This is a genomic window from Wolbachia endosymbiont (group A) of Opomyza germinationis (genome assembly GCF_964264765.1).
Lineage (GTDB): Bacteria > Pseudomonadota > Alphaproteobacteria > Rickettsiales > Anaplasmataceae > Wolbachia > Wolbachia pipientis.
Genome location: NZ_OZ183482.1, coordinates 867409 through 880753 on the forward strand (window position 1 = coordinate 867409; position 13345 = coordinate 880753).

A 13345-nucleotide genomic window follows, 5' to 3' on the forward strand; every position below is an offset into this window, starting at 1 on the left:
AATAATATGAATAATGAAGATATCAGTGATAAAAAATTAACGCTCCAAGGTTTAAGCAAGCTTAAATTAGACCTCAATTTAAACTCTTCAGCTAGCCCAAGTACTGGAGCTACAGTAGTAAAAAAAAGAAGAAAAAAATCTCATGATGCAGAAGAACATAATTTATTTGACGAGAGTAAATTATGTTCTTTAACAGAGAAAGAACAAATTTTTCGCATTAATGCTGTGCAGAATGCTGCTTTGCTGAAAGAAAGAAATCAGAGAGAAGAAAAAGAGAAAACAGCAAAAGAAGACAGCAATAAAGAGATTGACGAGAAAAATGAAGCGGACGCTTTATCTAAGGAAATAAATAAGCAAGTTTTAAGTAATACCCACTTAGTTGAACCAAAAGAAGATAGTATTGACCATGAGGACAACGATAAAAAGTCTTTTAAAGTCAACAAAGATATATATTCTAAGCATTCTAAACTGGTAATTGCACAGGCAATAGATGAAAAAACTGAACAACCCCCTGTATTTAAGCAAAGGTTTGGTATAAGAGGTAGAAAGTCAAAGTTTACTAAGGGTAAAAATATATCAAGAGAAGTTATTATACCAGACAAAATAACTATCAGGGAGTTATCTATTCGCATGGCAGAAGATAGCAAGAGTGTGCTAAAAATGTTCAAAGAAGAAGTCGGTGAGAGTTATAGAGTAGATGATCTGGTGGATCCAGATATAGCATGTGAAATAGTGGAAAAATTTAATCATACGGCTAAACGAGTGAGCGATACCAACAGAGAAAAAGATTTATTTTTTATAGAAGGCAGAGAAAGCCTGCCTAAAAAACCTAAACCACCAATCGTCACTTTTATGGGACACGTCGATCATGGTAAAACCTCATTGCTCGATGCATTTCGTGAATCTAATGTTGCAGAAAGAGAGTCAGGTGGCATAACTCAACACATAGGTGCTTATCAAATAACGACAAAAGATAAGCAAAAAATTACCTTTATTGATACACCAGGACATGAAGCGTTCACTGCGATGCGTGCACGTGGTGCCAATATTACTAATATAGTTGTAATAGTAGTTGCAGCTGACGATGGAATCATGAAACAAACAGTTGAAGCAATAAATCATGCAAAAGCAGCAAATGTTTCCATTATAGTTGCTATTAATAAAATTGATAAATCTGAGCCTGGTGATGTAGAAAAAATAATTAATAGTTTGCCTCAATATGATCTCATCCCTGAAGGGCTTGGTGGTGATGTTATGATTATGCCAGTATCAGCAAAAAAGAAAACTAATTTAGATAAACTAGAAGAGGCGATTTTGTTAATCGCTGAATTAATGAAGCTAGAAGCAATAGAAGATTGTCGAGCACTTGGATGGGTAATAGAATCCAAAATAGATAAAGCGAAAGGAATATCAGCCACATTGATAGTTGAAGAAGGAACGTTAAAGGTTGGTGATATATTGGTAGTTGGTACAACATACAGCAAAGTACGTAGTATGGTTAATCACCTCGGTCAAAGAGAAAAAGCAGCACTACCCTCCGCTCCAATTGAAATTACTGGTCTAAATGGTGTACCAAATGCTGGAGATAAATTTGTTGTTGTAAATTCTGAAAAGCAGGCGCGTGAAATTGTTGAATACAGGCTAGAGTTAATCAAGAAAAAGAAAGAAGATTTGGGCGACAATAATTTAGATATATTCAGTCGTAATAACAGCGAAACAGAAGAACTATCTGTAGTTTTAAAGTGCGATGTAACTGGTTCTATTGAAGCAATATCAAGTTCAATTGATAAACTCGGTAAAGACCAAGTGAAATTAAATATCCTACACAAAGCAGTAGGAGGGATAACAGATTCAGATGTGCTGCTTGCAGAAGCATCAAGTGCAGTAATTTTAGCTTTTAATGTAAAAGTGGACTCAAAAATAAGGGACTTGGCAAAACAAAAAGGTATAGAAATACATACTTATAACATAATATACGAGCTCATTGACGACATGAGAATGTATTTAACTAAAATGTTAAAGCCTGTTACACGAGAGGTTCGTGTTGGCTTTGCATCTGTGAGGCAAATATTTAACGTATCTAAAGCTGGTAATATCATTGGATGTTACGTAAGTGATGGAGTCATAAGAAAAGATTCTTTAATTAAGGTAATGCGTGGTGGCAAATTGGTGCATGAAGGAAAGTTAAAAGCACTACGTAGATTTAAAGATGATGTTAAAGAAGTAGGTGTAAACTTTGAATGCGGAGTATCACTAGAGGGTAATGTCGATATTAAAGTTGGAGATATTTTGGAAGCTTATCAATTAGTGCAAGAAGAAAGGGTGTTATAGTAGCTGGATATGAAAAAGGAAATTAGAAACCTAAAGATAGCATCGGTATTGCATAGAGCAATATCAAGAGTTCTAATGGAAGGTAAGGTGTTCAATAAAAATGTAGCGGTATCTGACGTAAAATTAAGTAAAGATTTGAAAAAAGCAGATGTATATATTGTGTTATCTTCATTGAATATTCAAGTAGCTGACTACTTAGATCCAGAAAAAAGACGCACTGGAGATCCTTCTGAGAATAATTGTGATATTAACACTGTTGTTAATGAAATGAACCAGTCTGCATGGTCAATACGTAAATCTATATTGTGTTATGTTGATTTGCGATTTATACCTGAGTTAGTTTTCAAGCCTGATTTAGCGTTCGATAATTTTGTTAATGTAAGCAAAATATTACATAATCACACTTAATTAATGTATTTCAACCATTACTTTTCATTAATGAGGTTGCACAGTTTAACAGGTTTGTGGCTTGTGCTATTTCCCAGTTTGAGCGGTATTCTTTTAGCCTCAACTTCTCTATCGTATCAGGTTCTTTTTCTCCTTGTTTTGTTTACTATAGGTGCATTTTTAATGAGACCCGCAGGGTGCATAATCAATGATATCTTCGATAGAAAAATAGATGCGCACGTTGAACGAACAAAATATAGGCCACTTGCAAGTGGTGCATTAAACATAAAGCAGGCTTTAGCTTTACTTTCACTGTTACTGTCTATTGCCCTGGTAATCTTATTATTAACTAATAAAACTACACTCATACTTGGAATAATCTCAATGTGTATGATAGCTACTTACCCTTTATTAAAGCGGTATGTTTGGTGGCCACAATTGTTCTTAGGGTTTACCTTCAATATGGGATCGCTCATGGGCTCAGCAGCAATAACAAACCAGATCAGTATAGAATCCTTGCTGTTTTATATAGGATGCGTCTTTTGGACACTTAGCTATGACACCATATACGCCCATCAAGATAAAAAAGATGATGAAAAACTCGGGATGAAATCTACCGCATTATATTTTGGTGATACAACAAAATCTTGGTTGAAAAGATTTTATTTAATATCTCTTATGACGTGGCTATATGCTGGTATCTTATCATCATTAAATAACATTTTTTATATTGCTCTACTTGCTGTAGGGTTCATATTTCACCGCCAATACAAAAATTTCAATCCTGACGATCCCAGTCAATGCATGTCCATATTTAAAAATAATTCCTACGTAGGGTTGCTTCTCTTTTTTGGCATCCTTTTAGATAGAATTATCACCTAGGTCTCAAGAGTTTTGGCTCTAATGAAGTCAATAAACTCAGGTACTCGCAGAAACGAAAATTGCTTGACAAACTCCGCCAGCCCTCTTATCATGAAACTGAAGCTATTGTATTTGCTTTCGCCAATCTGCAGATTAAAAGGTAAGGGTTACTTAATGTATCGGCGTCTTATGTTCAATTTTTTGCAGTATATAGATACTGTATGTCTTTACAAAACTTCATCTACATCTAGATTTTTATCTAAATAAGCTGAACGCGCTTATAAAGCGTTACAAGACATCAAAAAATGCCAATACTCGACAGAGATAGTAAAAGACTAGCTAACTCGGGGATTCTTTGTCTTTTTTTCTGCTTAGTAAATTTCTTAAACATTTGCAGCGTAAGTTAGTTGCAATTAAAAGCGGCTGAATCTCGCTTGTCAAGCGTTTAAAACATAAAAAACGCCAATATTTTAAAGCGGATAATAACCCCAGGGCTTCTTTTGCCTTTTTTTTCATTTGGTAAATTTCTTAATATTTATAGCTAAACAACAACCGTCATCCCTAAGTATCCCGCTGCTTGTTAGCGGCTGAGATACCGCGAATGAATCGCGGTATGACGGTTCGCGGCAGGATGACGATAAGCTCGTCATCCCACTACTTGTTAGCGGCTAAGAGATACCGCGGCGGTATAGCTATAGGATGACAAAAAAAGGGCACTGTGACGAACTTAAATCACAATTATCAGTTAATGCGGCATTATAAAAAACGCCAAACTTTTTTCTGCTTTTATGCAAGAAGTCTAGTCCATATATTCCTCCCACTTCTCCGCGACTTTCCTTACTATTTCCTCACTCATCTCAATTTTCTTTCCCCACTCTCGTTTGGTTTCAGGCGGGATTTTATTTGTCGCATCAAATCCCATCTTACCTCCAAGTCCACTTTCAGGGGAAGCAAAGTCTAAATAATCAATAGGTGCATTTTCTATCATGATTGTATCACGCACAGGGTCCATCCTTGTTGACATTGCCCACATCACTTCCTTCCAATCACGTACATTTATATCATCATCAACAACGATAATAAACTTCGTGTATAAAAATTGCTTTAGAAAGGAAAGTATGCCCATAACAATTCTTTTTGCCTGCCCTGGATAGGATTTTTTTATCGACACTACCGCTATTCTATATGAGCAACCTTCCGGTGGCAGATAAAAGTCCACTATCTCTGGAAATTGATTGATAAGAATGGGCACAAAAATTTCGTTGAGTGCTTCACCAAGAATCGATGGTTCATCAGGTGGCTTGCCAGTGAAAGTGCTGAGATAAATTGGATTTTTGCGCATAGTAATTGCAGTAATATTAAATTCAGGAAATTGCTCAACAGAATTATAGTAGCCAGTGTGGTCTCCGTATGGCCCTTCGTCTTGATAGCTATCCAAACTCACATAGCCTTCCAGAACGATTTCTGCGTGAGCTGGCACTTGAAGTGGAATAGTCTTACAATTTACAAGCTCAAGCGGCTTCTTTCGCAGTAGTCCAGCAAATTGGTATTCTGACAATGTTTCTGGCACTGGAGTTACCGCAGCAATAATCGTTGCAGGATCACTACCGATCACAGCAGCAGCAGGAAATTTCATATCTCTGCCTTCTTCCTTCCAACGCTTATGGTGAGTTGCGCCACCTCTTTGTGCAAGCCAACGCATTAGTGTTGTTTTTTTATCTATAACCTGCATACGATATATTCCAAGATTAAAATTATCTTGCTTTTCTTTCGTGGGTCCTTTTGTTACCACAATCGGCCAGGTGATAAGTGGTGCAGGTTCATTTGGCCAGCATGTTTGAATGGGCAGTAGACTTAGGTCCACTTCATCTCCGGTTAGCACTACCTCTTGACATGGAGCCTTGCTCACGACTTTACTTCGCATCGATAACACGACTTTCAACAAAGGAAACATTTTTATAGCATCCTTAAAGTTTTTTGGCGGCTCAGGTGATTGCAAAAATGCTAAAAGTTTACCAAGATCTCTTAGTTCATCAGGATTTATGTTCAACCCCAATGCAATCCTCTTAATAGTACCAAATAAATTCACCAAAACTGGAATCGAATTTTTGCCATTTTCTGTGATAACATTTTCAAAAATGATCGCTGGCCCTTTGCTTGACAAAACTCTGCGATGAATTTCTGTCATTTCAAGAACTGTTGAAACTTCCTCCTTAATCCTAATCAGATCTTTTTTTTCTTCTAAGGCTTTGATGAAGTCGCGTAAGTTGTTGTACATATTCCAGTTTTTAAAATTTTAAGTTTATATCTAGTTTTCAAGCACTTTATTGAAATTTGACCTATGCACTGTCTAGCGAGCTTTCAGTTAATTTGAGATCAAATCTTCATATTGCTTACTAAGTTTGTATTTCCTTCCTCTATTGGAAAAATCTACAATCTTGATAAACCCCATTTCCACCCACTTTTTACAAAGTTGCGCACTGGTACGAGGCTTAAAATTAAATAGTTCGCCAACCTGACTAGCTGTAATAGCGGAAAACTCCTGGAAGAGCTCAAGAGCTTTGCGTTGTTTAGGATCAAGCTTACGTATAAGATCAGTCTGATCAGTGTGGTATTCTTCTTCATTTATACGTTGTAAAACGTTCTCAAATGAATTTGCCATACCTTTTACGAAATACTCCACCCACTTAGTGATATCTGCTTCAGCTCGTCCCATATAATAATTGTGCGATGGACCTACACTGATTGCCTCATAATAAGCTCCTAGATTCTTAGCATAATATTCTTCCAATGAATAAAGTCCTTTTAGGTCATACCCACCAAGGTGTAAAATTAATGTAGTCAACAATCTTGCAGTACGACCATTACCGTCATAGTAAGGGTGAATTGTTACAAATTGATAATGCGCAATACCTGCAATAATTGGGCAAGGCACTTGCTCACTGTTACGAATCCAATCAATCATACTGCTCATGAGCTTTGGTACATCCTTTGCTTCAGGTGGCATATAAATTATTGCACGTGTAAGACTATCGCGGATAACATTTTGACCATCACGATAAGGTGTTGATTTTATTTTAGATTTTCCACTTGCTATTACTAGAGCATGTAGTGTTTGAACAGCTTTCTCAGTAATGGGTATTCTCCTTGCTGCCCATTGTTCAACTTGAGTTAAAGCTGCATAATATCCTTTAACCTCATTTTCATCTCTCCTATATTTTGGAAAGTGGCTTTTACCACTTAAAACCTCTTCAATCTGTTTAGGTTCAAGTCGATTTCCTTCAATCATAGTAGAATAGTGTGTGGTATAAAGCCGTGCAGTTTCACGAAGAGACAAAAGCATTGATACAGTGAGCGGCAAATGTAACACTTTTTCTTTTGCTGCTTCAATCCTTATAAGACAACTAGCAATTTTAGAAGTAATCGTATAATTTGGCATCGGCATAATATCTGCATTACATTACTTCTATATTATGCTGATAAAATGCAGATAATACAACATTTACACGACGCCGACCATAAACAGCAATAAATTCGGCTGATTGAGAAAGAAGTTTGTCTTGTAGAATAGCTATTTCTTTTTCTCTACCAATTATTGGCTCGTTCATATGTTTATTCCGCGGAAAATTATACACAGCGGAAACAACTTAAATCTACGCTCCGCGCGCCTCTGCTACCAAGTCTTCTGATGAACTTTGTGGTAATGTGCTTGAGTTTTATTGTGTAAAGTTTGCATTTGAGGCAAAACTGGTTATAAAATACACTTGATATAAATGTTTTTATATATTAACATTAGATGCTTCTTTTAATATATAGATAAATGTGTACTAAAAGTTTTATATTGTAGGTTTTTAAATAAATTGTATGTCTAGAATATCGTTTTTATTAATTTTAATAATAGCAATAGCAAGCTTGCCGATAATAAACAATTGGCTTTCAAATCGCAGCCAAATGCTAAACGATGATTATATAGGTGAGAAATTAGATAATTATATAAGCAGAAATTTTGATAAGATCGTAAAAACTCTCAAAGAGGAGTCGATTAAAAGTAGTTACGCTGCTCGAGATAATGTAACCAAAAGTAAAATTTCACAATACAAGGATCAAATATTTGACCTTACTTATCCTTACTCCGGAAATGAAAATAGTAGTGTTATAGCTGTAGGCTTCCTTGACTATTCTTGTGGACATTGCAAAGCTATAAAGAATGATATAAAGCAGTTAATTAACGACGGCAAAATTAAGTATATCTTTAGGGATGCTCCAATACTTGGTAACGCTTCTTTAAAGGCAGCAAAAAGTGCTTTAGCTGTCTATTTTCTCGATAAAGAAAAATATTTCGATTTTCACCATGCTGCTTTAAGTCACAAAGGAGAATTTTCAGACGAAAGCATATTGGATATAGTGAAAAACATAGGGATTGATGAGGACGATTTTAATGATTCCATAAAAGATAACGCGGACAAAATTGAGCAAATGATAAACAACAGTAGGCTTCTAGTAAGAGATTTGGGAGTAGGTGGTACACCTTTTTTAATAATTGGAGATAGCCTGTTTGTAGGAGCAACTGATTTGAATGTATTACGCAAAAAAGTAGATGAATTAAGTCACAAGCAAGGCTAGTTACAGTTTGCCATAAAATTTTATTTTTTTGCTTGACAACTCAAATGAACCTGAGTATAGTAATTGTGGGTGTGACAGCAGTTTAACTCAGTAGTCTCATCCACTTTCCATAGCGTCATTTACTATGTGAAACGCTTTCAAATTACAACATTTTCTTCAACCAAACTATTTTACTTTCACAGGAGGACATATGTCATTCACAGAAATTAGATTTCCAGAAAATATATCTTATGGTTCCACTGGAGGACCGGAATTTTCCACTGACGTTGTAATAACTCACAATGGTTGTGAACAGCGCAACATCAATTGGTCTCATGCACGCACTAGATACAACATAGCTTACGGGGTCAGATCAAACGAGCAGCTACTAGAACTAATAACATTTTTTCATGCACGAAAAGGTAAAGCAATAGGGTTTCGTTTTAAGGATTGGTCGGATTTTATAGCCATCAACCAAGAGATTGGTATAGGAGATAACAAAAAAACGACTTTTCAGCTAATCAAAACTTATGTAAGTGGGGAAGATAAGCATATACGTATGATCAAAAAGCCAGTGCATGGGACAGTAAAGATTTATTTAAATGGTAAAGAAGAGAGTGAATATTCAGTAAATTATTCAACGGGAGAAATAACATTCATGAAACCGCCAGTAAAAGATGCAATAATCACTGCGAGCTTCGAATTTGATGTGCCCGTGCGCTTTGATACAGATTACTTAAACGCTTCTATTGATGACTATGGAAGCAATAGCTGGAATAATATCCCCTTGGTGGAAGTGAAATTTTAGTTATAAGCGAGCATAGATCCACATCATAGTAGGGCTACTAGTCTACCATAAATTGAAAAATTAAGCACCACTGAGGCTCTATACCTAAATGAGCCTCAGTATATGCAATTATTTTAAACTTTATCACCAGCTATATACTACAATGTTGCTGAGCTTTGCTAACATTTACACTTGAAGCTTGGGGAGATTCTAACTCAGTGCTTTTTTCTTCCTGCAAAATAGAAAGCTTCAACAACTCCTTTAGAGTTGATTTTGCAAGTGTTGTATCATCTTTGTTTAAGATGTAGTCTAGCATGCCGTTTTTCTGTAAGAGATTAACAAAATATCTATCTTCCTCATTAAGAACCTCTATCTTGTTAATACAAGATAATACTAAATCCGAATTCTTTGTTGCTAAAATTCCATTCAAAAAGATATCTAATTTTGTTTTATCTTCAGTTAAGTCTTCAGCTAACCTATTTCTGATATTCTCATTGTCAAACACAATGTACTCGAGGTACGAGGAAGGCTCAATAAGTATAAAGTCCTCTAAAGGCACTAGTTCTGGATAGGTGCCAGCGTAATCAAGTATGCCACACTCAGTAATACACCCTCCTTTTCTTATAACACAGCAATTGAGACGACCATGATACATTGATAACAAAGAAAAAAGACGTATTATACTTGTACCTCTATCTTTCATTTCCTCGAAAAGCTTCCTATCATTTATTAATTTGTGCAAAATGTAATCCATAGCAGGACCTGATTTGCGGAAACGAAACATATTATTCTCTTCAAAAATGGCCTCAGCTAATTCGATAGATTCTTTATCCTCATCTACAAAAGCTTTTTCATTTCTATTTAACTGTATGATCTCAGCTTTGCTATCTCTGCGTAGACCAGTTCTCCTTATTAACATCTCAAATATTTTTGTATTCATATATATCCTATATTAATTAAAGTAAATATTAATAATGTTTACTTTTTAAATAAAAATAAATGAAAATTTTAATAAAAATTAAATTTTTTTTAATAGAATAAAAATCTTTTATATTTGCTTGAGTACCAAAAGGGCTTTATTGGTGTAATGCGTTTTCTATTGCGCCTGGCTGCAGTGCCCAGCGTCAAGATCTGATGAACAATGTTCGCTTGCCAGCTTTCGCTTCAATATTTGCACAATTGTGCTAGATCCCCTGCATAACCTGCTTTAAAATCTCCTCCTGCTGCTGAGTGTGAACACTAACATAACCACATGCAGGAGATGCAGCAGCAGGTCTTGCGATACACTTAGGTCTTTTTGCTTGGATATCGAGATTAGATAACACTTCTTCTATCAATGGGTTGACAAAAAACCATCCTCCCATATTTTTTGGTTCTTCTTGACACCATATAATTTCAGCGTTTTTGTACTTTTCAAGTTCATTACTTAGTTTATCTGCAGGAAAAGGATAGAATTGCTCCAAACGTATTACTGCTATATCGTTTATTTTTTGTGCTTCACATATGTCGTAATAAACTTTACCACTGCATATTACAACTTTACGTATTTTATCATTCGAAACTAAACCTGTTCTACATTCTGGAATTACTGTGAGGAATTTTCCTTCAAAATCAGATAGGTTAGATACTGCTCTTTTGTGGCGCAGTAGCGATTTAGGTGTAAACACTACCAGAGGCTTACGAAAGTCTCTATGCATTTGTCTGCGTAAGACATGGAAGTAATTCGCCGGAGTGGAACAATTAACTACCTGCATATTATCCTCTGCGCAGAGTTGCAAAAATCTCTCTATACGTGCGGAGCTATGCTCAGGTCCCTGTCCTTCATAACCATGAGGCAGCAATAAAACTAGACCGCTTGATCGCAACCACTTTGTTTCTGCAGATGCGATAAACTGGTCGATCATAATTTGCGCACCGTTTGCAAAATCACCAAATTGTCCTTCCCAGAGCACCAGTGAATACGGAGAATCAAGACTATATCCATATTCAAAGCCCATTACAGCATACTCAGATAGTGCGCTATCTATGACCTCAAAGTGAGCTTGCTTTTCATTTATATTGTTTAGCGGAATAAATGCTTCTTCTGTTACCTGATCAACAAGCCTTGAATGACGGTGCGAGAAAGTTCCACGACCAGAGTCTTGTCCTGATAAACGCACTCCTATTCTTTCTGTGAGCAGTGATGCAAACGCAAGACTTTCGGCAGTTGCCCAGTCTATATTACTACCAAAATTTATGCTGTCTATTCTGCCATCGAGTATTTTTCTAACCTTATTGTTAATGTTAAAGTTACTTGGGATATTGCTATTTATACGCACACCTAATTTTTTCAGCTCATCTGGCGGAACACCAGAATCCGTGTAGTATTCGCTCAAATCGTTCAGCTTTGCTCTTCTTAATTTTGACCACACTCCACCGAACCAGTCAGCTTTTTTTGGAGTGTAAGCCGCTGATTCAGCAAGACTTTTATCTAATTTTGCCCTGAATTCACTGCGCAATTTATTTACTTCATCGCCATCTAATACTTTCTCTGCAGTCAATTTTTCTTCATACAATGTTCCAGGAGTTTTATGCTTTGATATCGCCTTATACATAAGTGGCTGAGTGAAATTCGGTTCATCACCTTCATTATGGCCATATTTGCGGTAGCACATTATGTCAATTACTACGTCCTTTTTAAATTTCTGCCTATATTCCATCGCCAGACTTGTAGCAAAACTCACAGCTTCCGGGTTATCTCCATTGACGTGAAACACTGGAGCTTCTATTGATTTTGCTATATCAGTGCAATAAAAAGAGGATCGTGCGCAACATGGGTTAGCAGTAAAACCAACTTGGTTATTAATGACAATGTGCACAATGCCATCCACTTTATAGCCTTCAATATTGCTTAAGGTTAAAGTTTCAGCAACCACTCCTTGACCGATGAAAGCCGCATCACCATGAATTGATATGCCAAGCACAGATCTTATATTCTGTTTTGCTCTTATTCTTCCAGCCAAAACCGGATTTACCGCTTCAAGGTGAGATGGATTAGGGCATAAACTTAAATGTATTTTTTTGCCACCTGAAAGTGCTCGATCAGAAGAGTAACCAAGGTGATATTTAACATCACCGGACACCTCAAGACCACTTGGGTATGCAAGATTGCCTTGAAATTCAGACAGCATTGCCGCATATTCTTTCCCCATCACTTTGGTTAGAACATTGAGTCGTCCGCGGTGAGCCATGCCAAGGACTATTTCTTCAATACCAAAAACCGTAGAATCACTAATGATTTTTTCAATTGCAACGATAGCTGATTCTCCACCTTCAATAGAAAAGCGTTTATATCCAGGAAATTTCATATGGAGAAATTGCTCGAACATCTCAGATTCGATCAAGTGCCTCAGTATTTCCTTTTTATCTTGTGAACTCAGCGTATAGGTTTGATTTTCGATCTTTTCCTGCAGCCACATCCTCTCCTCATAAGAGGAGATATGCATAAATTCAAAACCGATGTTCTTGCAGTAAATATCTCTATAGATTCCAGCGTCACTTGCCGGATATAGATTCGAATATTTCTGATAATCTACTTCCTTATTCACATTGGGTAATAACGGATTAAGATCCGCAAAAAAATGACCGTAAGATCTGAAAAAATTTGCTAAACTAGAAACTGAATCATCCACCTTAGTTACATGTTGTGCACCGCAGGTCTCCGCTTTATTAACTTCTAAATTGCTTGAAAAAATTCTATACCAATCCTCCCCGATTGATTTATCACCCTGCAAATAACGGCTATACATTTCTTCCACAAATTCTGCATTATCACCATAAAGGCAGCTTAAACTCGACATAATCACTATAAAAAGTATCAAATACTTATAAGTATAACTTAAGTTTTTTAAAAAAGAACTTTTTTAGTTTCTATACGTCATACCGCCGCGGTATCTCTTAACATAGATCCCGCTAACACGTAGCGGGATGACGATTGTCAGGGTGTCATCCCAGTGCGTGACACTGGTTCACTCTATAATGGCAGCGCCCCTATGGTGTCATCCCAGTGCCCAGACTACTTGGATCCAGAAAAAAGAATGGTGTCATCCGAGTAGCTGACACTGGGATCCAGAAGACTTAATTTCAACCAAGTGGCTGCATAATAAAGGCTAGATCCCAGTGTCACGCACTGGGATGACAAGGTATAAACCTTATCGTCACGCCGCCACGAACCGTCATACCGCGATTCATTCGCGGTATCTCAGCCGCTAACAAGAGATCCCGCTAACAAGCAGCGGGATGACGAGCTTATCGTCACGCCGCCACGAACCGTCATACCGCGATTCATTCGCGGTATCTCAGCCGCTAACAAGAGATCCCGCTAACACGTAGCGGGAT

The 13345-nt window shown here is 36.8% G+C and carries 11 protein-coding genes; 6 read left to right on the forward strand and 5 right to left on the reverse strand.

The window, feature by feature from the left end:
- Positions 1–6: 6 nt before the first annotated feature.
- Genes infB through ubiA form a run of 3 tightly spaced genes read left to right on the forward strand, consistent with a single transcriptional unit; the run spans position 7 to position 3600 of the window.
- Entirely contained in the window at positions 7–2331 is a 2325-nt protein-coding gene (gene infB, locus ACFEL3_RS04260) for a translation initiation factor IF-2 (protein WP_070357031.1), read from the forward strand.
- A 9-nt stretch (positions 2332–2340) separates the two neighbouring features.
- Entirely contained in the window at positions 2341–2739 is a 399-nt protein-coding gene (locus tag ACFEL3_RS04265) for a ribosome-binding factor A (protein WP_006279769.1), read from the forward strand.
- Between the two features lie 3 nt (positions 2740–2742).
- Positions 2743–3600: a 4-hydroxybenzoate octaprenyltransferase gene (gene ubiA, locus ACFEL3_RS04270; protein ID WP_010963177.1), complete on the forward strand. Its 858-nt coding sequence runs from the start codon at positions 2743–2745 to the stop codon at positions 3598–3600.
- A gap of 778 nt (positions 3601–4378) precedes the next feature.
- On the opposite strand, the gene ACFEL3_RS04275 is transcribed toward ubiA, so the two are convergent.
- From ACFEL3_RS04275 to ACFEL3_RS04285, 3 genes are all read right to left on the reverse strand, one after another.
- Positions 4379–5857 carry a UbiD family decarboxylase gene (locus tag ACFEL3_RS04275; RefSeq protein WP_038198474.1) on the reverse strand — a complete coding sequence of 493 codons (1479 nt, stop codon included), beginning with the start codon at positions 5855–5857 and terminating at the stop codon, positions 4379–4381.
- 87 nt (positions 5858–5944) lie between these two features.
- Positions 5945–7018, reverse strand: coding sequence for a Fic family protein (locus ACFEL3_RS04280; protein ID WP_375316747.1), 1074 nt, complete (start codon positions 7016–7018; stop codon positions 5945–5947).
- 16 nt (positions 7019–7034) lie between these two features.
- Positions 7035–7187 (reverse strand): hypothetical protein, encoded by a 153-nt coding sequence (locus ACFEL3_RS04285; protein ID WP_010081826.1) that lies wholly within the window; start codon positions 7185–7187, stop codon positions 7035–7037.
- 256 nt (positions 7188–7443) lie between these two features.
- On the opposite strand from ACFEL3_RS04285, the gene ACFEL3_RS04290 reads away from it, so the two are divergent.
- Together ACFEL3_RS04290 and ACFEL3_RS04295 are read left to right on the forward strand one after the other, a co-directional pair.
- Positions 7444–8202, forward strand: a complete 759-nt coding sequence (locus ACFEL3_RS04290) for a DsbA family protein (RefSeq protein ID WP_010963174.1) — start codon at positions 7444–7446, stop codon at positions 8200–8202.
- A gap of 190 nt (positions 8203–8392) precedes the next feature.
- Positions 8393–8989, forward strand: a complete 597-nt coding sequence (locus ACFEL3_RS04295; protein ID WP_375316748.1) for a TIGR02217 family protein — start codon at positions 8393–8395, stop codon at positions 8987–8989.
- A gap of 130 nt (positions 8990–9119) precedes the next feature.
- On the opposite strand, the gene ACFEL3_RS04300 is transcribed toward ACFEL3_RS04295, so the two are convergent.
- Together ACFEL3_RS04300 and ACFEL3_RS04305 are read right to left on the reverse strand one after the other, a co-directional pair.
- Positions 9120–9908 (reverse strand): hypothetical protein, encoded by a 789-nt coding sequence (locus tag ACFEL3_RS04300; protein ID WP_038198464.1) that lies wholly within the window; start codon positions 9906–9908, stop codon positions 9120–9122.
- Between the two features lie 244 nt (positions 9909–10152).
- A complete protein-coding gene (locus tag ACFEL3_RS04305) occupies positions 10153–12807 on the reverse strand; it encodes a 2-oxoglutarate dehydrogenase E1 component (protein WP_095742843.1) in 2655 nt (884 codons plus the stop codon).
- 127 nt (positions 12808–12934) lie between these two features.
- Here ACFEL3_RS04305 and ACFEL3_RS04310 point away from each other — a divergent pair, with 127 nt between their 5' ends.
- Positions 12935–13066 carry a hypothetical protein gene (locus ACFEL3_RS04310; protein WP_255322263.1) on the forward strand — a complete coding sequence of 44 codons (132 nt, stop codon included), beginning with the start codon at positions 12935–12937 and terminating at the stop codon, positions 13064–13066.
- Positions 13067–13345 lie beyond the last annotated feature (279 nt).

What these genes read in the sequence shown, in the direction of transcription:
- infB (WP_070357031.1), top strand. Translation starts at nt 7, where the DNA reads ATGAATAATGAAGATATCAGTGATAAAAAATTAACGCTCCAAGGTTTA.
- ACFEL3_RS04265 (WP_006279769.1), top strand. Translation starts at nt 2,341, where the DNA reads ATGAAAAAGGAAATTAGAAACCTAAAGATAGCATCGGTATTGCATAGA.
- ubiA (WP_010963177.1), top strand. Translation starts at nt 2,743, where the DNA reads ATGTATTTCAACCATTACTTTTCATTAATGAGGTTGCACAGTTTAACA.
- ACFEL3_RS04275 (WP_038198474.1), bottom strand. Translation starts at nt 5,857, where the DNA reads ATGTACAACAACTTACGCGACTTCATCAAAGCCTTAGAAGAAAAAAAA.
- ACFEL3_RS04280 (WP_375316747.1), bottom strand. Translation starts at nt 7,018, where the DNA reads ATGCCAAATTATACGATTACTTCTAAAATTGCTAGTTGTCTTATAAGG.
- ACFEL3_RS04285 (WP_010081826.1), bottom strand. Translation starts at nt 7,187, where the DNA reads ATGAACGAGCCAATAATTGGTAGAGAAAAAGAAATAGCTATTCTACAA.
- ACFEL3_RS04290 (WP_010963174.1), top strand. Translation starts at nt 7,444, where the DNA reads ATGTCTAGAATATCGTTTTTATTAATTTTAATAATAGCAATAGCAAGC.
- ACFEL3_RS04295 (WP_375316748.1), top strand. Translation starts at nt 8,393, where the DNA reads ATGTCATTCACAGAAATTAGATTTCCAGAAAATATATCTTATGGTTCC.
- ACFEL3_RS04300 (WP_038198464.1), bottom strand. Translation starts at nt 9,908, where the DNA reads ATGAATACAAAAATATTTGAGATGTTAATAAGGAGAACTGGTCTACGC.
- ACFEL3_RS04305 (WP_095742843.1), bottom strand. Translation starts at nt 12,807, where the DNA reads ATGTCGAGTTTAAGCTGCCTTTATGGTGATAATGCAGAATTTGTGGAA.
- ACFEL3_RS04310 (WP_255322263.1), top strand. Translation starts at nt 12,935, where the DNA reads ATGACGATTGTCAGGGTGTCATCCCAGTGCGTGACACTGGTTCACTCT.